This window comes from Variovorax sp. GW460-12-1-14-LB1, assembly GCF_059423605.1.
The window spans coordinates 12841-33503 of record NZ_JBWKYF010000047.1; the positions used below are offsets into that span (position 1 = coordinate 12841).

Below are 20663 nucleotides of genomic sequence, written 5' to 3' on the forward strand. Positions count from 1 at the left end.
CTTCAGCCGTCACGTCCGTCATCCAGGAAAGAAGCCACATGCCCTACACGCCACGCGAACCGTCGAGCAGCCCTGCGGGCGCCCCGCCGCTGTTGCGCTCGTCGCTGATCGCCTTGTGTGCGCTGGCCCAGGCCGCCTGGCCGCTCGCCACCAATGCCGCAGACGCTCAGGCTGTGCGCACACAGCCCCAGCGACCGCTGATTCTCAATGCGGGTACACAGCAGGAGCTTCTGATCGACAAGGGCATAGAGCGGATGGCCATCGCCGACGAGGCCGTCGCGGCCGTCACCGTCACCCGCAAGACACCAAGTTCTCCCGCAGCGCGACTGATCATCACCGGCAAGGCGGCAGGGCGCACCACGCTGATGGTCTGGGAAAAGGGCAACGCGGCAGCGACGACCTACGCCGTCGAAGTGCGGCGTCGCAACGCCACCGTTTCCGGCACCATGGACAGCGTCGCGGCACACCAGCAAGCACGCGACACGGCCTTGGCCGGCGCGGGCGAGAAGACGGAACTCATCGACCGCTCTGTCGTCAACGTGCGCAGCAACACCGTTCAGGTCGAAGTGAAGGTCGTCGAGTTCAATCGGAGCGTTCTCAAGCAGGCGGGCCTGAACATCTTCAGCACGCGCGCCAACTCGAACGGGTTCAGCTTCGGGGTCTTCGGCCCGTCGTCGCTCAGCAGCTCGACCTTCGCACCCAACGGTTCTATCAGCGGCGAATACAGCAACCCCTTGGCGCAAGCCTTCAGTCTGCTTTTCAACTTCGGCAAGGCAGGCATCGGTGTGAACGTCGGCTTCCTTGAAGGCAACGGCATGGCCCGGGTGCTCGCCGAACCCACCCTGGTTGCGATGTCGGGCCAGAGCGCCAGTTTCCTGGCCGGAGGAGAATTACCGGTGCCAGCACCTCAAGGCCTGGGCACCACCAGCATCGAATACAAGCCCTTTGGCATTGGCCTGACTCTGACCCCCACAGTGCTGTCCAACGACCGCATCGTGCTCAAGGTTGCACCTGAAGCCAGCGATCTCGACTACACCAACTCGCTCAGTATCAGTGGCGTCGCTGTGCCCGCAATCACCACGCGCCGCGCCGACACGACCGTGGAACTGGGCGATGGAGAGAGCTTCATCATCGGTGGCCTCGTCAGTCGCACCACGACCTCGAACGTCGACAAGGTCCCGCTGCTCGGCGACCTGCCGATCCTGGGCACCTTCTTCCGCCAGAACAAGTACCAGATGAACGAGAAAGAGTTGGTGATCCTCGTCACCCCGCATCTGGTCAAGCCGATTGCCCGCAACACCGATCTGACGCCCTACCTCCCAGGCGGCGCAGAACAGCGCGACGGCCCCGTGTGGCGCTCGCACTTCCTCGGCGGCGCAGCCAACACGGCGGTGCCGGGCTTCTCCCGCTGATGGATGACGGTCTTACGAATCGCACATCGCAGAACGGCACCATGAACGCCCCACGCGACAACCTTCCGGAAACTGGCAGCGAAACCTACCTGTTCGCGTCAGCCAACAGCGGCCACATCACCTGGCTGACCGACGCCCTGAGCCACGAAGGCTCGGTGGTCGTCCTGAGCCAGGACACGAAGACGATCGACGAGCGCATTTCCCTGCTCGGCCCCGTGGCCGTGTTCATCGATTTCTCGCCCGAGCAGGCCACCGCAGCCAGCGAGCTCCATCAACGCCTGAAGCGCGACTGGCCCACCCTGCCCGTGCTGGCCGCCGGTGTGTCGTCGCAACCCGCCGCGATGCTGGCCGCCCTTCGCGCCGGTGTGGACGACTTCATCGACCTCTCGGCCACGCCCGATGAAGCCGTGGGCACCCTGCGCGCACTTCTCGAAAAGCGGCGCTCGCTCCCCGGGGGCCTGCATGGCAGCACGCTGGCCCTGCTGGGCGCGCGTGCCGGCCTGGGCGTCACCACGCTGGCCACGAGCTTGGCGCTCACGCTGTACGACCAACTGGGGCAAGCGCCTGCACGTCCGCCCGGCCGCAATGGGCGCCAGGGCGTGGCGCTGCTCGACCTGGGCCTGCCCGCACGCGATGGCCTGCTGTACCTGAACACGCAAAGCGGATTCAGCTTCGTCGATGGCGTGCGCAATCTGCGGCGCCTCGACCAGACCCTGTTGCACACCGCACTGGCGCATCACACCAGCGGCGTCGCCGTGCTGCCGCTGCCGACCAACCTGGCGCAGGTGCGCGAGATCTCGCACGCCGATTCCGTCTCGCTGATCCGCCGGCTGGCCGACTTCTTCGACTTCCAGATCGCCGACCTCGGCGGCTTCTCGACCATCGACTTCATCGCCCTGACCGTGCGCGAAGCACAGAACGCCTGGGTGGTGTGCGACCAAAGCATCGGCGCCATCGTCTCGACGGCCAACATGCTGAAGGAGCTGCGCGCTCGCAACGTCGAGACCGAGCGGATGACACTGGTCGTGAACAAGTTCGACGCTCGCGTCGGCCTGTCGGCCAAGGACATCGCCGAACGCCTCGAACTGCCGCTGCAGCATGTGCTTCCCGAACGCAGCAGCCAGCTGCTCGCCGCCGGCTGCCGCGGCGAAATGCTCGTGCGCACCGCCCGCAACGATCCGTATGCGCAGGCCGTCGGCGGCCTAGCCCGCACCCTGCACCAGGAATACATGTCCGTCTCCGGTCAACCGCCTGCCAAGGACCCACGCTGGGTGGCACTGATGGCGCAGATCACGGGGCTCTGGAAGAGAGATAACCAAGGCTGATCCATGTCCACTGATATCGAATTTGCCGACGACGACCAGGCGTTCATCAACTCCCAGCAGTTCCAGGACATCAAGAGCTGGACGCACGATCACCTGCTCAGTCGCATCGAAGAACTGGGCGCGGAGTTCGGCCGCTGGTCGCGCGCGTCGATCCAGCAGTTCGTCGAACTGGAGGTCGACAGCTTCGTGCGCCTGCGCCGCGTGCCGATCAACGACCGCGAGATGCAGCTCATCGCCGATGCGCTGACGAAGGAGCTGGCCGGCTTCGGCCCGCTGGAAGACCTGCTGAACGACCCGGCCGTCGAAGACATCCTGATCAACGGCTACCAGAACGTCTATGTGTCGCGCCACGGCATGCTGGAGCGCGAAACGCTGCGCTTCACCGATTCCGAGCACGTGATGCGGATCGTGCGGCGCATCCTGGCACCGCTGGGGCGCAGGCTCGACGAGTCGAACCCGATGGTCGATGCGCGCCTGCCCGATGGGGGCCGCATCAACGTCATCATCGAGCCGCTGGCCATCGATGGCCTGTCGGTTTCGATTCGCAAGTTTCGCAAGGAACCTCTCACACCCGCAGACCTGGTGAAGCTCGGCACCTTCGATGCCGGCATGGCGCAGCTGCTCGAGATCGCGGTGCGAGCGCGTTGCAACATTCTCGTGAGTGGCGGCACCAGCTCGGGCAAGACCTCGCTGCTCAACGCGCTGGCCAGCTTCATCCCCTCGCGCGAACGCGTGATCACCATCGAAGACACGGCCGAGCTTTCGCTGGGCACCAGCCACGTGGTGCGCCTCGAAAGCCGCCCCGGCGGCTTCGACGGCACTGGCGTGGTGTCGATCCGCGACCTGCTGCGCAACAGCCTGCGCATGCGCCCGGACCGGATCATCGTGGGCGAAGTGCGCGGTGCAGAAGTCATTGAGATGCTGCAGGCCATGAACACCGGGCATGAAGGCTCCATGGGCACCATCCACGCGAGTTCGCCGCGCGAATGCCTGTACCGCCTCGAAATGCTCTCCGGCTTTGCGGGCTATCAAGGCAGCGAGGTCAGCCTGCGCCGCCAGATTGCCAACGCCATCGACTTCATCGTACAGATCGGCCGGCTCTCCAATGGGCAGCGGCGCATCATCTCGCTCAGCGAAGTCACCGGCGTGAACGACAACGTGGTGGCGATGCAGGAGCTCTACCGCTACGAACCGGTCGTGTCGCCGGATGGCGAAGAGCGCGATCGCTGGGTCTCGCTGGGCATCGCGCCGCACTCGCCAAAGATCACCCGCTTCCGCCAATCGATGGCACGCGCGCAAAACGGAGAAGGCCGTGCGTGAAGCACTGCTCATCGTGACCTGCATCGCACTGCTGCTGGCAGCCGGCGGCCTGTTGCTCTGGCAATGGGCAAGAAGCCGGCAGACCCGCCAGGCAACCGGGCGTCACCTTGAGCAGCAGATTCTGGCGAGCAGTGCCGACGCGGTGCCGTCCGTTGCGAACGTGCCGATGCCATTGCGCGATCCGTCTTCGGACAGCTATGTCTCCGGCATCACTTCGGATCCTTGGCTCAACACGGAGGCGACGACCGGCACGCCGGCCCGCAAGGGCCTGATGGAGACGGTCTTGCCCGAGTGGCTGCTCGGCGTTATTTCACCGAAGGTCGCCACGCTTGCCGTGGTCGGCATCGTCGTGCTGTGCCTTTTGGCGGGACTCTTCGGCGGGGCAATCGCAGCGGTTGGTGTTCTGTTCCTGCTCATCCTGGTTTCGGTCTTTGCGGTATGGCTTCGGCTTCAGAAAGTTCGTCGCCAATTGATCAGCCAGTTGCCGGCGTACATCGACGCAATGGTGCGTTTGATCACCATCGGAAATTCCACACAAGCGGCATTCCAACTCGCCATTGCCACGACACAGGAACCCTTGCGAGGTCACATGGAACGCTCCGCGGCTCTGGTTCGCGCGGGGGTGGATCTCGACCGTGCGTTGCACCAGACGGCGACCAATGTGCAGGTGGAGGAAATGTTCCTTCTGGCGTCCATCCTCGGCCTTGGCGTGCGCTATGGCGGGCGCGCCGATCTTCTTCTCGAACGGGTGGCCAACTTCATGCGCGACCGCGAGCAAGCGGAGCACGAACTGATCGCGATGTCCTCTGAGACCCGGCTCTCAGCTTGGATTCTGGGCCTCCTTCCACTGGGCGTAGGCGCCTTGCTGATCCTCATCAATCCGTCGTACTTCATGGGCATGTGGAACGATGGAACCGGGCGCACGCTGATTTTTTCTTCGGGTGGACTGCAAGTGCTAGGCGCTGTCCTTCTGTATCGATTAGCGAGACTCGCATGAACTTCACGCCCGATCAACTGGCGATCATCAGTGTCGCCCTCCTCGCACTGGGACTAATGATTGCGGCCGGCGCGCTGATCGCCGCGGAACGGCGCCGCACCCTGAGCAGTAAGGTGATTGGCAGTGCCCTACGTCGGGATACGACCACACAGATAGATTTGAGGACACCGATTGAAAGCGATGCAGAACCCGGCGCACCCTTACGCGCCGATGTGGAACTCCCCTTCCATTGGCTCGACTCCAGGATCGGACGAGCCTTCGTCGCAGACGAAGACCGCCGCTTAATTGATCAATGCGGATTGGCCTCCAAGCGGGCTCAGTTGATCTTCCTGATCACCAGACTCGCGCTGGCGATTTTTCTACCAGTGATTGCGTACGCTGTATCGAGGAGCCACCTGACAGAACGCGTCGTCGTCATGGTGCTGGCCGCGACCTTCGTTGCAGGATTCATGACTCCTAAGTGGGTGCTGGGCTACATCGCCTCCGGTCGACGTGAACGTATTTCCCGCGAACTTCCGCTCTTTGTCGACCTGTTGAAGCTACTGCAAGGCGTTGGTTTGAGCCTCGACCAAAGTCTGCAAATCATGGCGGACGATTTTTCGCATGTATTGCGCGTTCTCGGATTCGAACTGACTCTGGCTAATCGCCAATACAGCCAAGGGCGCACGCGCGAGCATTCCCTGCATCGTCTGGCCACTTTGCATGGCAACGAAGACCTTCGCGGTCTGGTCTCTCTGCTCGTACAAGTTGATCGCCATGGCGGCGCGGTGCAAGAGCCGCTGCGCATCTTCAGCGAACGGCTACGCGAAAGACGTCGGTCAGAGATGAAAGAGCGGATCGGGAAGATCACTGTGAAGATGACCGGTGTCATGGTGACCACGCTCTTGCCAGCACTAGTCATCGTGACCGCAGGTCCCGGCTTCATCGCCATCTTCCGATCATTGGGATCCATCGCAAAATGAACATCCTCCTTTTGGATTCTGGACTACTGCGCTTGCTCAGATGCAACTCAGCATGCGCTGTGGCTTGCCTCGCGGCCTTGACCATCACTGGCTGTGCCGCCCCCAAGGATCAGTACGCAGCAAGCGTCGACGCCCAACAACGCATGGCCGCAGAAGCCGCTGCAGATACCAAGGCTGGCGCCTCCGTCGATACGAAGGAAACGTATCTCAAGCTCGTCGATCAGATGCAGCGCGAAAACCTGTGGTTCGCCTCACTGGCTCACATCGACGCCCTTGAACAACGCTGGGGACTTTCACCCGAATCCACACGTCTGCGCGCCGATGCCCTCCGGCAGACAGGGCAAGCCGCACAGAGCGAAGCGACCTACAAGCGACTGATGGGCACGCCCCTCGAAGGTGCGGGCTATCGCGGCCTGGGGTTGCTGGCCGGCGGACGCGGCAGCTACCCTGAGGCCGTGCAGCTGCTGAAACAAGCTCAGCGCCATGCGCCAACGGATGCGCTGCTGCTGAGCGATCTGGGCTACGCGCAACTGCGTGCAGGCTCGACCGAGGAAGCCCGGCTGCCACTGATGCAGGCGCTTCAACTTCGCCCGGACAGTACACAGGCGCAAGCCAATCTCGCGCTGTATCTCGAACTTATGAATCAGCAAGAGCAAGCGACGGCCATGATGGACGCGAATCGGATGTCGCCTGCCGCGCGCTCAGCAATCAGGGAAGCCGCGCAGCAGCTCCGTACAGGAGGAGCCGCGACGTCTGCGACGCTCAGTACCGGAGCGCCCGTGCGCGACGAAGTCGTCCCCCCGCTCGCACTCAAGGCTTCGCGCTGGTCCACCCTGACCGGCGTGCGCACCGTCATTCAGTCGAATCCCGCGGCAAACACCGCATCGACACCTTTGATCCCGGCTACGACGCCATAAGGTACACCATGAAAAAAGAACGCAACCCCGCATTCCGCGCCCTGCCTCTGTGCGGCTGGGTCATTGCCCTTCTTTCCTCTTCGTCGATGGTCATGGCACAAAGCGCGGCTGTGCCAGAACCTCTCACTGCTTCCACAGCCGAAGCCCCGCAAGCCGCAGCCCAGACCTCGCCCCATCCATCTCAGAACGATGCCACGGATGCCGAAGAGATTGGCTATTCACCATTGCAGGTGGGTGACGCCACCCAAGGCCTCCTTGCCTGGCAACGCAGCGGTGACATTGCATCCAAAACGACGCGCCCGATTGCAGGCAATGTCGCACACCGAAGCTATGAGCGTTATTTGAAGAGCTTCGAGTTTCCGATTCCAGAGAAGATGAGTTCGACGGTAAAGACGTCATCTGGCAACGGCGGCAGCGGTAACGCCAAGTAGATCGCCAGGACGTTTGCCTCCATCGCACCTTTGACATGCCCCCATGAAAGCAACCCGCACTTTCTCCACACCGCGCCAGCAGCGCGGCGTGTACGCGATCGAGTTCGCAATGGTGTTCATGCTCTTTTTCAGCATTCTGTATGCGGTCATCTGCTACGGCATGCTGTTTGCATTTCGACTTGGGTTGCAGAACGCTGCGGAAGATGGGGCGCGAGCGGCGCTGCAGTATCAGAGCAGCGTGGAGAAACGTCGGACACATGCAAAAGAAACAGCGACCGCACAAATCGACTGGATGCCCTCTGCGGTCACAGTGAATGTGTCGGCACAAATTTGTTCGGCGAAAGAGGATAAATGCACGACCACCGGGCCTTATGTGTGCGGAATCACGTGGAGTCACCGCTGTCAGGTCACCGTCCTTGTTCAAGCAAGCAATTTGAATTTGCTTTTGCCTCCCTTGCTTAGTTTCGCGCTACCCGCCCAGATCGCTGGCAGCGCCAGCATGCTGCTTGACATGAGGTCCGAGCCATGAGGGCTGCCTTGTACCGAACGCGTCCAGTACGACGCAAGCAGCGTGGTGTCGCAGCTATCGAGTTCGCTCTTGTCTTCATGCTGCTCTTTCTCGTGATGTACGCACTGGCGACCTTCGGTGCGGCGCTCTATATCCAGCAAGCCGTTTCGCGCGCTGCCGAAGACGGCGCCCGTGCAGCAGAACTCTTGCCCCACCCTCCAGATGCGGACCGTGTCAAGGAGGCGGTTGTCGAGTCCCTAGCTCGCTCGCTCGTCGTCCCCACTTCGGCGAACGCAGACACGGCCAGCCGGAAGAGCTGGATCGCTGACCACGTCACCATCGAGCCTTGTACGGCTGCAGCAGGTGCGACCAGCTGCGTGGTGACCATTACCTACCCCTACACAGGTGACGCCCGCATCCTTCCCTCAATGCCGCTGCTAGATGCCAGCGATTGGATCGAGCAACTGAAAAGCAGCGCCACCACGGCGCTCCGGACATCGTGAGGGCCCTAAAGAAATGAACACAGGACTCACCCGTGCCACCAGTGGCGCGCGCAACCAGCAACGTCATCGAGGTTCGATCCTGATCAACATGGCCATTGCGATGAGCCTAATCGTCATCACGCTCATAGGAGCCGAGTTGGGTTATCTCTTTTTCGTGAAGAGAGAAATACAAAAGGCAACCGACTTGGCGGCGCTCGCTGGTGCCCAGAAAATATCGAGTGCAGATGGATGCGCAGATGCGAAGACTGCGGCCAAGCTCAGCGCCAATGGAGTAAGTACCACCGACCCAAACAGAAATCTTCCTTCGATGTTCTCTTTATTCGATGCAGATATCGAATGTGGTCGATGGTCTCCCGACAACAAAGATACCGTCGATCATTTCAAGATCGAGACAACCAGTCTGAACGCGATTCGCGTCACGCTCAGTAGAGCTCCGCTTGCTCTTCTGCCTTTTTTTGAAGCAGATAGAACGATCCAGAGCAAGGCGGTAGCTGTGAACGATCCAATTGCTGGGTTCTCTCTTGGGACTGGCGTTGCCAGCCTCAACGAAGGGGTTCTCAATCAACTCTTGAGTGCCTTGCTTGGTACCAAAAATCAAATAGCCCTCGATCTGGTGAGCTACAAAGGCCTGGCGACAGGTTCAATTCGACTTCTCGATCTGATTTCCGTCATGCCTAACATCGGCACCGTCAAGGAACTCTTGGATACGCGCATCCAGCTGAAGGATTTCATGCTGGCCATGATCAAGGCGCTTGGCACAACCAATACTGCTGCAGTAGAAGCTCTTAACGGAATCCTTTTGGCGAATGTACGGTCAGCAGAAATTAAAATTGGCGACTTGATCAAAGTGACGACCCCCTCTCTTGAAGGAGCGGCAGACGCGAGCGTCAATGTTCTGGAACTATTGATGGTCACGGCACAGATCGCCAATGGAACGAATGTGGCCAAACTTGATACGGGGATCGATCTCGGCGCACTCGCGAAGGTAGATGTACAACTGGTTGTCGTCGAACCACCTTCCATCGCCATAGGGCAAGCGGGCAAAGACAGCAAGGGAAAATGGAAAACCCAGGCGCATTCTGCAGCCATCAGATTGTTTCTCGATGCAAGAGTTCTCGATACCAGCAAGATCCCTCTTGTCGGCCTCCTTACAGACATTAAATTGATTCACCTCCCCCTTTATGTCGAAGTGGCCCCTGGACAAGCCTGGCTGACCGAAATTCAATGCAACAACCCTCGCAAGGACTCACAGGTCAGCATCGCTTCTCAACCTGGTGTCGTCAGTGTCTGCATTGCGGACGAAATGGACACTCAGATGACCAACTTAGAGACTCCCCCAAATTGCTCAGCGCCTGCGACGATTAGTAAGGTCTCAGTCCTAACCATTCCTATTCTTGAAGTTAAGGCAACGGTTCCTCTTCCAGCCACGGTACCGCTTCAGAACTCTGTGCCAATGCACTTCGATGGCGTCATCGGCAATGAAGACGACATCCAGCGCAGTACCTCCAATGGAGTGGGGGCCGTGCTTTCGACCGCCGTAGGGGGGTTGACGAACGGCTTAAGTCTGAAGGCCTGTCTTCTCTCCATATTTTGCTTACCTACGACCGAACTAAAAAGCTTGCTAGCTACGCTCAACACCGCGGTGATTACGCCGCTTCTCGGGCTTCTCGACCTTGTCATTCAACCGTTGCTTGGCCTTCTCGGCGTGCAATTGGGCTACAGCGATGTCCATCACCAGTCCCTCACATGCGGTGACTCGAAGCTTGTTTACTAGAGATCTTCTGTGTTTTCTTGATACATGACCGCCCCTAGCTTCGACGAACTCGACCTCTTTGTCTGGGAAGGCAAAGCCGACATCCTCGACCGCATTGCGCGGTGCATGGCGAGCTTCGACGTGGAAGTCATCCGGGCCGATGGCCTGCCGCCTCCTCAGCAGGACCGCGGTGTCGCACTGCGTCCTTCCGTCGCGATCATCAGCGTCACCGTGATCGATGGCGGCGGGCTTCCTCATGCCACGGAGCTGCTGCAAGGCATGCCCGTGATCTGGGTCGCCGCCGCCTCGCGCGAGCGCGATTCGCGCACGTATCCACCCGAGTACCTGCACGTCCTGCCTTACGACTTCACCTGCGCCGAGCTGCGCACGATGGTGGCCAAGCTGGTGCGCCAGCTGCGTGCGCGCGATGTCGCGCCGCAGGCGCCCGACGTGCTGGTGGCGCATTCCGATGCGATGAAAGGGCTGCTCGCCGAAGTGGGCGCCTTTGCGGACTGCAACCATCCGGTGCTGGTGCGCGGCGAGACCGGTGTGGGCAAGGAGCGCATCGCGCAACAGCTTCACATCGGGCACCAGCAGTACGGTAAGGGCGCGTTCGTGGCGGTGAACTGCGGTGCGATTCCCGACGGGCTGTTCGAGTCGCTGTTCTTCGGCCACACGAAGGGCTCGTTCACCGGTGCCGTGCATGCGCACCGCGGGTACTTCGAGCAGGCCACGGGGGGCACGTTGTTTCTCGACGAGATCGGTGACTTGCCTCGCTATCAGCAGGTGAAGCTGCTGCGCGTGCTCGAAGACAGCGCGGTCACGCGGCTGGGTGCAACGTCGCCGATCCGTGTCGACTTCCGGCTCGTGGCGGCGACGAACCGCAACCTGCGCGAGATGGTGGCGAGCGGCGAGTTTCGGGCCGACCTGTTCTACCGGCTTGCGGTGATCGAGCTGCATGTGCCGAGCCTCGAGGAGCGCGGCGAGATCGACAAGATCGCGATCTTCAAGGCGCTGCTGTCGAACGTGCTCGGCGACGAGCTCGAGGCCTTGGGCGAAACGCCGCACTGGCTCAGCGATGCGGTGGCCGAAACCTACTTTCCCGGCAACGTGCGGCAGCTGCGCAACCTCGCGGAGCGCGTGGGCGTGATCGCGCGGCAGTTGCACAGCTGGGACCAGAACCTGATCCAGCGCGCGATCGCGCTCACGCGCGGCACGCCGGCGCCCGCTGCGCTGGCCACCGACCGCAACGGCACGGGGGTCCCGCTCGATGCGAACGGCGACCGCAAAGGCTGGAACAGCAGCGAGCGCAATCGCATCATCGCGGCGCTCGAGATCAACGACTGGAAGCGCCAGGACACGGCGCAGCACCTGGGCATCAGCCGCAAGGTGCTGTGGGAAAAGATGCGCAAGTACCAGATCCTCGACGGCGAGCCCGGCATCCCCGAAGAGACTTAGCTCGCCCCCAGGCTGCGCGGCACTTCGTGTCCGCTTCTCCTTCCCCCTACCGGGGGCAACACCTACGGCCCGGCAAAGCCGGTTCCGTGGTGTTTCGCGAAGGGGCTTCGCTGCGCTTGCCTCGTCGGCTAGTTGGTTCCGAGGCGCGTTGACCGGCGCAGCGGCGGGTTCGCAATCGATGCGCCCGGCGCGCGGTCGACCAACGGTTCGCTCGCGCAGGTCGTGTTGCTCGAGATGCACAGCGCGCCCAGCAGGCCGTCTTCGGTCAGAACGTTCCGGCTCGGGGGGCCGAAGATGCGGTCGATCCAGTTGTTGGCGCCGATGGGGTCGATGCGCAGTTCGCCAGTAGTGCGCGCCAGGCGCAGTTCCGAAATGCGCAGGTCGAAGACGCCGTCGATGTAGTCGAACAGCAGGGTGTAGTAGTCGAGCTGCGCGTCGAGCACCTGGGGCAAGGTCTCGCGGCCGAATTCCATGAGGCGGCGGCGGCCGCGGAAGGCCTGGCCCGAGGTGCTGACGGCTTCCATCAACTGGCGCTCGCGTTCGCGGCCGGCCACGGTGCGAGACCATGACGATGCGGTGAGCTCCATCAGGTTGAGCTTCACGCCCTCCATCTTGGCCTCCTGGTTCGCCACTTCGGCCAGGGCGCCCTTGAGCTTGAGCTGGCGGTCGAAGCCGTTGCCGAAGTTCCAGTTCAATTCGAACGCCGCGCGCGTCGGGTCTTGCGGCGACACGCCGCGCGGGTCCTTGCTCTTCACGACGACGGCGTCGAGCGTGGGGTACAGGCTGGCTTCGGTCTGGTCGACCAGCGCGCGCGCACGCGCCACGCGGCCCTGGGCTTCGGCCAGTTCGGTGCTGCGTGCTTCGGCGCGGCGCAGCGCTTCTTCCTGCGAGCCGATGCGCCAGTGCGCCGGCGCGGCGAGCACGGGCAACGATTCGGGCGCGGGCGAGAACTTGAAGTAGTTGCGGAACTTGGCCAGCGCCTCGTCGCGCTGGGCCTCGAAGTCGGACTCGCGCGCGGCGACGAGGGCGCGGCGCGAGGCGGCCATGTTGAGGTCGTTGTCGCCGCTCACGCCGAGCGCCACGCGGCGTGCCTCGGCCTTCGACAGGTCGGCCACAACTTCGGTGGCGCGGTGCGCGATCTGCTTTTTCAGGTCGAAACGCTGCACCTGCAGGTAGGCGGTGAGCGCGTCGAGCACCACTTTCTGCGAGGTCGTGACCACGGCTTCGTCATCGGCCTGGTTACCGAATTCGGCAGCGCGCTGCGCCGCGCTCATGGCGCCGCCATCGATCAGGCTCACGCGCGCTTCGGCGGTGAGCACGGTGTAGTTCTCGCTCTTCGCATCTTTGGCACCGCTGCTGTAGGTGCCCGACGACGTGCCGACCTTGAAGCGCGGGTAGCGCGCCATGCGGGCCGCGTCGACGCCGAAGCTGCTGGTGTTGGCCGCGGCCTGCGCGGTCAGCACTTCGGGGTATTCCTGCGACAGCGCGATGAGCGCCTGCTTCACGCGCTGCGCATAGCTCGCGGCGCCGAGGGACGGCGGAGACAGGCGGCGCGACAGTGCCAGCGCTGCAGGCGGCCCCTCCTGCTCCGGCGACGGTTGGGCATACGCGGTGGGCGGCAGCGCCATGCTGACGCACAAGGTCGCGCAGAGCACACCCGGGGCGATGCGCGCGCGCCGGCCCGGCAACACGGGCTTGCTCATGGTTCGCGGAAGGCTTCGCGCCGCAGTTTGAGCACAGGCCGCAGGATGTACCAGATGAACGGATCGGTCCCCACGCGCAGGTCGACTTCGGACTCCATGCCGGCGGTGATGCGGTTCTCCGGCCGTCCCACGTGCGACTGCGACATGCTGATGAGCAGGCGGTAGTACGGCGCGCCGCTGGCAATGGCGGCGTCGCGGTCGGCGTCGGCCGCCACAAGCTTGACCTTGCCGTCGACGGCGCCGTAGCGCAGGTAGTCGTAGGCGGTGATCTTCACGCGCGCCTCCTGCCCCACTTCGACAAAGCCGCGGTCGTTCGGGTTGAGGCGCGCCTCGACCATGATCTCGTCCTCGTCAGGCACCACCTCCAGGATGGATTCGCCGGGCTTCACGACCCAGCCGGCGCTGGAGCTGCGCAGGCCCTTCACGATGCCGTCGGCCGGCGCCTTCACCACCGTGCGCGAGCGCTGGGTGCGGGCGCGCGCGAGGTCTTCGCTCAGGCTGGCGAACTGGCGCTCGACGGTGGCCAGTTCGTCCGATGCGCGGCGGCGAAAGCGGCCCTCGGCCTCGGCCATCTTGGCCTGCGCCTCGGTGATGGCGGCCTGCGCCGAGATCACGCCCTGGCGCGCCACGGCGAGTTCGCTGCGCACGCCTTCGGCCTGGCGGCGCTTCTCGAGCACCTCGACCTGGCCGACGAGTTTTTCGCTGAGCAGTTGTTCGGAGATCTCCTGCTCTTTCTGCATCAGCGCGAGCCGATCGTTCAGGCCCTTGGCCTTGGCCTGCTGTTCGAGCTGCTTGCTGCGCGCCTGCTCCAGGCCCGACACGGCGCCGGCCATGACGCCGCGCTGTTCGAGCGCGCGCGCCTGGTAGGCACCGACCTCGCCTTCGAGCACGGCTTCGTCGATGTCGGCATCGAACGAATCGCGCTTGAGCGGTTGGCCACGGCTCTCGGCAATGAGTCGCACGCGCGTGGCCTGCGTGGCGGCGTATCGCGCGGTGAGCTCCTCGAAGTTCAGGCCGCTGCCGCCCAGGTCGATCTCGACCAGCGACTGGCCCTGCTTGACCTTGTCGCCTTCTTTCACGAGCACGTTGCTGACGATGCCGCCTTCCAGATGCTGGATCGACTTCACGCGGTCGGAGGGGATCACGCGGCCCGGTGCGACGACGACGGTTTCCATCGGAAAGCCGAGCCCCACAACCGCCAGCACCGCGACCGCGCCGCCGATGATCCACTGGCGCCGCCGGCCTTGCGGCGTGGTCTGCGCCGCCTGTTTCTCGCTCTCGCCCTGAAGCACCTGCGGCAAGTCTGGTTTCAAAATCCCGTTCCCCTGTCTCTGTCTGTCAGTCGGTCGATCCGTGGCAACCACGAATCACGCATCGCGTGGCCTGCTTGCTCACGCCATCGAGCGCGAGGCGGCCGGGACGCCTGCATTGCTGTTGCTGCTGCCGCTGCCGTCGTCGGTGCTGTCGCCCAGCGCCACCAGCGGCTTCTTCACGCCGAAGAGCTTGGGCACCATGACGGCGGCGGAGCCGATTTCCACATTGCCCTGGCCGGTGACGTGATAGACGGCGGAGGCCGCCGACACGATGCGCAGCGAGTGCGTGACCACGACCACGGTGCGCACCTTGGCCACCGCGAGCATGGTCGCGAGCAGGTTGCGCTCGCTTTGAAAGTCGAGGTCGTTGCTGGGCTCGTCGAGCACCAGCACCGAGGGCTTGCGCAGGAAGCTCATGGCCAGCGCGAGCTTGCGCCGCTCGCCCACCGAGAAGCCGGTGCCGCCCTCGCCCACCACGGTGCGGTAGCCGTCGGGCAGGCGCGAGATGAAGTCGTGCGCGCCCGAGAGCTTGCAGGCCGCGACGATCTGCTCGTCGCTCTGGCCCGGCGCGCCGCGGCGCATGGTGTCGACCAGCGGGCCGCCGAACCAGTACACCTCCTGCGAGAGGTAGCTGATCCAGCGCGACAGCTCTTCGCGGCCGAACTGCGACAGGTCGTACTCGCCGATGCTCACCACGCCGTGCGTGGGCGTGTACAGGCCCGACAGCAGCTTCACCAGCGTCGACTTGCCCGCGCCGTTGCGCCCGACGATCACGTGCAGGCCGCCGGGGCCGATGTCCAGGTCGACGTTTTCGAGCACGGGCTGCGGTGCGTCTTCGGTGAAGCTGAAGCTCACGTCTTTCAGCGTGACGCGGCCCAGCGGCTGCGGCAGCGCCATGCCGGTGGGCGCCTTCTCGACCGGCTCGCCGAGCACGGTTTCGAGGCGCTTGGCGGCTTCCTTGGCGGTGGCCAGCGCGCGCCAGTTCGACACCAGCCCGGCCACCGGCTGCAGCGCCTTCAGCGCGAGCATGTTGGAGGCGACGAGGCCGCCCACCGTCATCCACTGCTGCATGACGGCGATGGCGCCGACGGTGACGACGATCACCGAGAACACGGTGAGCAACACGGTGGTGCCGTCGCGCGCGGTTTCGATCTGGCCGTTCTTGCCGAAGCTCTCGCTGAGCCAAGCGTTGTAGGTCTGCTGCCAGACCTCGATGGTCGGGCCGTCGTTCGACTGCGCCTTGAGCGTCTCGCGCGCATGGCAGATCTCGGAGGTGATGCGATCCAGGCCGCGCCCGCGCAGCACTTCTTCGACGCGGCCGGCGCGCACTTCGTCAGCCCACCACCAGGCCAGGAACGCCATGATGGCCAGGAAGGCCGCCACCACGGGCAGCACCGGCAGCGCGACGATGCCGATCACGATCAGCGCGAAGATCGCCATCGGCAGGTCGAAGATCGATTGCGCGAGTCCGCCGGTGACGGTGCCGCGCACCGCGCCCACGTCGCGAAAGAACAGCTGCCAGGACGAGGCCGGCCGCGCCTCGAGCGCACGCAGCGGGCGCCCGAGCATGGAGTGCAGCAGCGCGCCCGACACGCCGTGGTCGACGGTGGCGCCCGCGTTGCGCAGCAGGCGCGAGCGGCGCGTGCGCAGCCAGAACTCGATGCACAGGAAGAACAGGATGCCGCTCACCAGCGCGGCGAGCGTGGAGACGCCGCTGCGCGAGAGCACGCGGTCATACACCTGCAGCAGGAAGATCGAAGGCAGCAGCCCGAACAGGCTGATGGGCAGCGACAGCCAAGCAGCGCTCTTGACGAGCGGGTAGGCCGCGCGAAACGCATCGTTCAGCGCACTGGCATACGGACTGGCGCCGGGGACTTCCGGCCTGTCGGCAACCAGCTGGCTGGGCAAGAGGAACTTGATCATGGAAAAAGACCGATCCGTCGGGCAACGACGCCTGCATCATTATCAACTGTTACCCGTCTGTTACAAGGCAAAAATTCGCCTCTGATGCCTCTCAGCATCGGTGTGCGCGAACCTGCGCCGGACCGGTCGTTTCCGTACCGCGCGTTCCTTGCGGCGCGGCGTTTTCCCTGAGCGTGCAATTCATCGTTTTGTGGGCATGGCTGTGGCTCGCGGTGCGGCCGGACGAGCCCGGCAGGCCTTCGGCAAAAACGAGGGCGATGTTGGCGCACAGCAGCATCAGCAGCACCCAGGCGAACAGCAGCTGCAGCCAGCCCAGCCACCAGCGCCGCGGGGGTACCTCGCGTTCGGATTCATAGGGGATGTGGACCAATGCGTTCCATCTCATGGCAGTGCTTTCAGGACCCGGGCCAGCCGGGAAAGACCGACACCGGCGGAGCTTTTGGCCAGCACCCAGTCGCCTGGTTGCAGCAGCCCGCCGAGTGCGGTGGAGAGGTCGGACACATCGACAAACCAATGGGAGCGGACCTTGGTGCGGATGCGCGTGTGAAGCGCCCGCATCAAAGGTCCGCACAGGAGCACGCGGTCAGGTTGCGACGCCAGCAACTCGGCCTCCAGATCGAGGTGATGGCGTTGCGCCGCGGGCCCCAGCTCCTGCATGTCGCCCAGGATGGCCACCCGGCGCGCAGGCTCGCAGGGGGCTTGTGACAGCAACTCAAGCGCCGCCCGCATCGAACTCGGGTTGGCGTCGTAGGTTTCATCGATCAGCTTGAAGCTCCCGCCGCCGATGTGAATGGTGTGCAGCGCACCGCGTCCGCCCGGCGGCTCGAAGTGCGCAAAGGGTTCGACGGCGGCGGCCAGTGGCAGGCGCAGTGCCTGCAGCGCGGCCAGCGCGGCCACGGCGCTGGCGCCCATGTGGCGGCCCGGCGCATTCAGGCGCAGCTGGAAAGGCTCGCCGGCCACCTCGGCCTGCACCTCGCCGTGGTCGAAGGCGAGCAGGCGCACGTCGGCGTCCTTGTGCTCGCCGTAGGTCACGATCTGCAGCTGGTGCGCCATCGCGGCTTCGGCGAAGGTGGCGAACTCGGGCATGTCGCGGTTGAGCACCACGCGATCGCCCGCGGCCATGGCCTGGAACATGCGGCAGTCCAGCCGCGCGGCGGCCTCCGACGGGCCGCGGTGCTTCTGCGACGCGGCCGACAGCCCCGTCACCACGATGAGCGAGGGCCGCATCAGCTGCGCCGAGGCCGGCATGTGCGAGGTCCCCATCTCGAGCACCCAGTAGGCGGCATGGCGCGGCATGCAGGTGAGGTTCCACGCGATGCCCGACGGCAGGCTGATGTTGCCTTCGGGCTGCGCCACCTCGCCCCACACGGTGAGCGCGCCGGCCAGCATGGCGGCCACGGTGCTGCTGCCCGCGCCGCTGCCGAGCACGCCGCACACGCGGCCGGTGAACTCGGTGCGCGCGTGGTCGCCCAACTCGAGCACGGCCTGCAGCACGTTGGCCACCTGCAGCACGGGCACGCGCTTGTCCAGGTGCGGCTTGGGGTCGGTGCACAGCACGGCCGCGGCCGGCTGCAGCACGCCCTTGAGCGTGACAGCGGCCAGCGGCGTCTTCGAGGGCCGGGCCTGGTGTTCGAACACGACGCGGCCCTTGCGCATGAAGGTGCGCTGGGTCACGCCGGTGGCGCGCCAGCCGTCCTCGGGCTTGACCACCCACTCGCCGCCGGTGACGCGGGCCATCTCGCTGGCGGTCCAGACCGCGCCGTCGTCGCGCACGCCGCCACCACCGCCGCCGCCAGGACCCGCGCCGCCGGGTTGGCTGCGCCGGTCGAGCAGGTAGCGGTGGTAGGCCGCGAAGCCGGTCACGTACTGCTCGACGTCGTCGATGCGCACGCGGAACGAGTGGTGCCGCACGAAGAAAGCGCCGACGACCGTGGACGGCCGGCGGAAGTACATCGCCATCTCGGGCCAGAAGAAACCGTTGAGCAGGTAGTGCGCGCGGTAGTCGAGCGCGCGGTAGAACTTCTCGGTGTCCAGCTCGTCGAGCAGGTGCCGCATGGCGGGCATGCTCTCCAGCCGCTGCAGCATCTGCTGCGCCGCCAGCATGAGGCTGAGCAGCGTGGGAAAGGTGGTCTTGCGGTCGAGCACGAAGTCCAGGTAGCCCGCCACGTTCTGCAGCCCGAAGCGGAAATAGCGCTCCTGCGGGCTCCACTGCGTGAGCTCGTTCACGCAGCCGCTGAGCCAGTGGTCGTGCGACTGCCAGTGCTGGCTGGCAATGAAGTGGTCGAAGGCCTTCTCGACCGCGGCCAGCCAGCGCGGATCGCGCGTGAGGCCGTACAGGCGCATGAGGCCGAAGGCCGCCTCGCCGTCGTAGAAGATGACGCGCGAGGCCTGCTTGAGCGACAGGTCGGCCGCGTGCAGCACGTGGTCGAAGCGCCCGCTGGCCGGGTCCTGCAGCGCCACGATGCCCAGCGCGAGTTTCTCCAGCAGCGGCAGCCAGTGGCGCGTTTCCATCAGCTCGCAGTAGCGCACGAACATGCGCACGCAGGCCGCATTGCCGCCCAGGCGGATCTCGCCGCCGGTGTCGACGAGGTAGGCCACCTCGCGGCCGTCGGGCAGCGTGTAGTCGCGGATCAGCGCGTCGGTGAGGTGGTCGATGGCGCGGTCGATGGCCGCGCGCAGCGTGTCGTCGCGCGTGAGCTCCCAGGCCTCGAGCATGGCGTGCACGGTGCCCGCGTGGCGCATCGCGTCGTAGGTCGGGATGCGGCGGTCGAAGCACGGGAAGTAGCCGTACACGAACAGGCCGTCGCTCTGCATCTGGCGCGCCAGGTACGACGAGCCGCTGCGCACCAGCTCGAGCACCGACTGCGGGTTGAGCGCCGGCAGCTGCCGGCGGCCCGCGTCGAGCCCCGTGCCCACGAGCTTGTGCACCACGCCGTCGGGCTGGCAGAACACGCCCACCGTGGCCAGCAGGTACACGGTGCGCTCGGACGACTCTTCCAGCGGCAGCGTGCGCTCGAAGCGGGCCTGCGCATAGACGTCGAAGTTGCGCACGTTCACCACCGAATGCGCGATGGTCGAATCGCCGCACAGCATGGCGTTGGCGTTGAGTTCCTGCTCAGTGAAGGCGAAGCCGAAGTCCTGGTCGAAGGCCAGGCCGAGCCGGAAGTAGTTGCGCTTGACCGCGGTGAGCTGGGTCTTGAACTGCGTCCAGTCCATGGGACTGGCGCCCTCGACCCAGTCGATGCGCAGCCAGGGCGAGACGATGCCGCGCTCGCGCACCCATCGCTCGACGAGGTCGGCGCCTTCGCGCCAGGCGGTCTCGAAGTCGTCGGCCCGCGCATGCACGACGTGCGCACGCTGGGAGCCGTCGCTCACCGAGAAGAAGAGCGTGAAGGCCGGGTACGGGGCAGGCAACGCCGCGCACACGGACACCAGGCGCTCGTGGCAGGCGTGGAGCTGGTCTGAGAAGGACATCATTCGGCCCCGGTCGAATGCGGGCGAAGGCCGGTCGCGTCCGTCATCTGCTCTCGCTTGAATGACGTGATCGCGGACCGGAAACCGCCCGTGAAATCATCGCGTGCTCCCGATTCAGCGGTAGCTGAACTCGGCGCGACGATTGAGCTGATGGCCCTCCTCGGTGGTGGCAAGCGATGCGGGCTTTTCAATGCCCCAGCTGACGGCTTCGATGCGTTCGCCCGGCACGCCCATCTGCGTGAGCATGCGTTGCACGGCCTCGGCGCGGCGCTGGCCGAGCGCGAGGTTGTACTCGCGGCCGCCGCGCAGGTCGGTGTGGCCTTCGATCACGACCCGGCTCGCCGGCCGGTTGCGCATGTAGCCCGCGTGCGCCTCGACGATGCTGCGGTCGCCCGTCCTGACGTCGTATCGGTCGAAGTCGAAGTAGACGATCTTGGCCGGTGTGTTCGGCGGCGGCGGCGGGGGTGCCGGCTCCACCTTGGGCACTTCGCGCACGCTCTTGTTGGAGTAGTAGTAGGTCGCGTCGTCGCGACCGCCCTTGGGAGGCACACCGCAGGCCGCGAGGCTTGCGCCCATTGCCACGAGGGCCAGTATCCGGAAATTCTTGTTCATGACGGTCCTTTCGCGGGACGGGCCGCTGACGGCCCGTCCCTGTCTGCTTGCT

The 20663-nt window shown here is 64.7% G+C and carries 17 protein-coding genes; 11 read left to right on the forward strand and 6 right to left on the reverse strand.

Annotated features, from left to right (window positions below; translation table 11 throughout):
- Positions 1-38 precede the first annotated feature (38 nt).
- From AC07Y4_RS21905 to AC07Y4_RS21955, 11 genes are read left to right on the forward strand one after another with little or no spacing between them, the layout of a single operon-like run.
- Entirely contained in the window at positions 39-1412 is a 1374-nt protein-coding gene (locus AC07Y4_RS21905; RefSeq protein WP_495275087.1) for a type II and III secretion system protein family protein, read from the forward strand.
- A 41-nt stretch (positions 1413-1453) separates the two neighbouring features.
- Entirely contained in the window at positions 1454-2737 is a 1284-nt protein-coding gene (locus AC07Y4_RS21910; protein WP_495275088.1) for a CpaE/TadZ family protein, read from the forward strand.
- A 3-nt stretch (positions 2738-2740) separates the two neighbouring features.
- The gene (locus tag AC07Y4_RS21915; protein WP_139704881.1) at positions 2741-4057 is read left to right on the forward strand and encodes a TadA family conjugal transfer-associated ATPase; all 1317 of its coding nucleotides are present in this window, start codon (positions 2741-2743) and stop codon (positions 4055-4057) included.
- The gene (locus AC07Y4_RS21920) at positions 4050-5054 is read left to right on the forward strand and encodes a type II secretion system F family protein (protein ID WP_495275089.1); all 1005 of its coding nucleotides are present in this window, start codon (positions 4050-4052) and stop codon (positions 5052-5054) included. Before AC07Y4_RS21915 ends, AC07Y4_RS21920 begins: the two co-directional genes overlap by 8 nt.
- Positions 5051-6016 (forward strand): type II secretion system F family protein, encoded by a 966-nt coding sequence (locus AC07Y4_RS21925; RefSeq protein ID WP_495275090.1) that lies wholly within the window; start codon positions 5051-5053, stop codon positions 6014-6016. Before AC07Y4_RS21920 ends, AC07Y4_RS21925 begins: the two co-directional genes overlap by 4 nt.
- A complete protein-coding gene (locus AC07Y4_RS21930) occupies positions 6013-6933 on the forward strand; it encodes a hypothetical protein (RefSeq protein WP_495275091.1) in 921 nt (306 codons plus the stop codon). Before AC07Y4_RS21925 ends, AC07Y4_RS21930 begins: the two co-directional genes overlap by 4 nt.
- A gap of 8 nt (positions 6934-6941) precedes the next feature.
- Positions 6942-7364, forward strand: a complete 423-nt coding sequence (locus AC07Y4_RS21935; RefSeq protein WP_495275092.1) for a DUF3613 domain-containing protein — start codon at positions 6942-6944, stop codon at positions 7362-7364.
- A gap of 43 nt (positions 7365-7407) precedes the next feature.
- A complete protein-coding gene (locus AC07Y4_RS21940) occupies positions 7408-7893 on the forward strand; it encodes a TadE/TadG family type IV pilus assembly protein (protein WP_495275093.1) in 486 nt (161 codons plus the stop codon).
- Positions 7890-8375 (forward strand): TadE/TadG family type IV pilus assembly protein, encoded by a 486-nt coding sequence (locus AC07Y4_RS21945; protein ID WP_495275094.1) that lies wholly within the window; start codon positions 7890-7892, stop codon positions 8373-8375. The genes AC07Y4_RS21940 and AC07Y4_RS21945 overlap by 4 nt, the downstream gene beginning before the upstream one ends.
- Before the next feature lie 13 nt (positions 8376-8388).
- The gene (locus AC07Y4_RS21950) at positions 8389-10149 is read left to right on the forward strand and encodes a TadG family pilus assembly protein (RefSeq protein ID WP_495275095.1); all 1761 of its coding nucleotides are present in this window, start codon (positions 8389-8391) and stop codon (positions 10147-10149) included.
- A 24-nt stretch (positions 10150-10173) separates the two neighbouring features.
- Positions 10174-11586, forward strand: coding sequence for a sigma 54-interacting transcriptional regulator (locus tag AC07Y4_RS21955; RefSeq protein ID WP_495275096.1), 1413 nt, complete (start codon positions 10174-10176; stop codon positions 11584-11586).
- A gap of 128 nt (positions 11587-11714) precedes the next feature.
- Here AC07Y4_RS21955 and AC07Y4_RS21960 read toward each other — a convergent pair whose 3' ends face one another.
- The 6 genes from AC07Y4_RS21960 to AC07Y4_RS21985 all read right to left on the reverse strand — a co-directional run bounded on the left by AC07Y4_RS21960 (position 11715) and on the right by AC07Y4_RS21985 (position 20611).
- Entirely contained in the window at positions 11715-13289 is a 1575-nt protein-coding gene (locus AC07Y4_RS21960; RefSeq protein ID WP_095948074.1) for a TolC family protein, read from the reverse strand.
- The gene (locus tag AC07Y4_RS21965) at positions 13286-14581 is read right to left on the reverse strand and encodes an HlyD family type I secretion periplasmic adaptor subunit (protein WP_487849683.1); all 1296 of its coding nucleotides are present in this window, start codon (positions 14579-14581) and stop codon (positions 13286-13288) included. Before AC07Y4_RS21965 ends, AC07Y4_RS21960 begins: the two co-directional genes overlap by 4 nt.
- Before the next feature lie 99 nt (positions 14582-14680).
- Positions 14681-16525 (reverse strand): peptidase domain-containing ABC transporter, encoded by a 1845-nt coding sequence (locus tag AC07Y4_RS21970; protein WP_095948072.1) that lies wholly within the window; start codon positions 16523-16525, stop codon positions 14681-14683.
- A 91-nt stretch (positions 16526-16616) separates the two neighbouring features.
- Positions 16617-16910 (reverse strand): hypothetical protein, encoded by a 294-nt coding sequence (locus AC07Y4_RS21975; protein ID WP_495275097.1) that lies wholly within the window; start codon positions 16908-16910, stop codon positions 16617-16619.
- Positions 16907-20002: a glutamate ligase domain-containing protein gene (locus tag AC07Y4_RS21980; protein WP_495275098.1), complete on the reverse strand. Its 3096-nt coding sequence runs from the start codon at positions 20000-20002 to the stop codon at positions 16907-16909. The genes AC07Y4_RS21975 and AC07Y4_RS21980 overlap by 4 nt, the downstream gene beginning before the upstream one ends.
- Before the next feature lie 111 nt (positions 20003-20113).
- Positions 20114-20611: an OmpA family protein gene (locus AC07Y4_RS21985; protein ID WP_062479666.1), complete on the reverse strand. Its 498-nt coding sequence runs from the start codon at positions 20609-20611 to the stop codon at positions 20114-20116.
- Positions 20612-20663 lie beyond the last annotated feature (52 nt).

Coding starts and splice junctions, on each gene's coding strand:
- AC07Y4_RS21930 (WP_495275091.1), top strand. CDS start 6,013: ATGAACATCCTCCTTTTGGATTCTGGACTACTGCGCTTGCTCAGATGC.
- AC07Y4_RS21910 (WP_495275088.1), top strand. CDS start 1,454: ATGAACGCCCCACGCGACAACCTTCCGGAAACTGGCAGCGAAACCTAC.
- AC07Y4_RS21950 (WP_495275095.1), top strand. CDS start 8,389: ATGAACACAGGACTCACCCGTGCCACCAGTGGCGCGCGCAACCAGCAA.
- AC07Y4_RS21955 (WP_495275096.1), top strand. CDS start 10,174: ATGACCGCCCCTAGCTTCGACGAACTCGACCTCTTTGTCTGGGAAGGC.
- AC07Y4_RS21940 (WP_495275093.1), top strand. CDS start 7,408: ATGAAAGCAACCCGCACTTTCTCCACACCGCGCCAGCAGCGCGGCGTG.
- AC07Y4_RS21905 (WP_495275087.1), top strand. CDS start 39: ATGCCCTACACGCCACGCGAACCGTCGAGCAGCCCTGCGGGCGCCCCG.
- AC07Y4_RS21980 (WP_495275098.1), bottom strand. CDS start 20,002: ATGATGTCCTTCTCAGACCAGCTCCACGCCTGCCACGAGCGCCTGGTG.
- AC07Y4_RS21915 (WP_139704881.1), top strand. CDS start 2,741: ATGTCCACTGATATCGAATTTGCCGACGACGACCAGGCGTTCATCAAC.
- AC07Y4_RS21945 (WP_495275094.1), top strand. CDS start 7,890: ATGAGGGCTGCCTTGTACCGAACGCGTCCAGTACGACGCAAGCAGCGT.
- AC07Y4_RS21970 (WP_095948072.1), bottom strand. CDS start 16,525: ATGATCAAGTTCCTCTTGCCCAGCCAGCTGGTTGCCGACAGGCCGGAA.
- AC07Y4_RS21960 (WP_095948074.1), bottom strand. CDS start 13,289: ATGAGCAAGCCCGTGTTGCCGGGCCGGCGCGCGCGCATCGCCCCGGGT.
- AC07Y4_RS21925 (WP_495275090.1), top strand. CDS start 5,051: ATGAACTTCACGCCCGATCAACTGGCGATCATCAGTGTCGCCCTCCTC.
- AC07Y4_RS21975 (WP_495275097.1), bottom strand. CDS start 16,910: ATGAGATGGAACGCATTGGTCCACATCCCCTATGAATCCGAACGCGAG.
- AC07Y4_RS21935 (WP_495275092.1), top strand. CDS start 6,942: ATGAAAAAAGAACGCAACCCCGCATTCCGCGCCCTGCCTCTGTGCGGC.
- AC07Y4_RS21985 (WP_062479666.1), bottom strand. CDS start 20,611: ATGAACAAGAATTTCCGGATACTGGCCCTCGTGGCAATGGGCGCAAGC.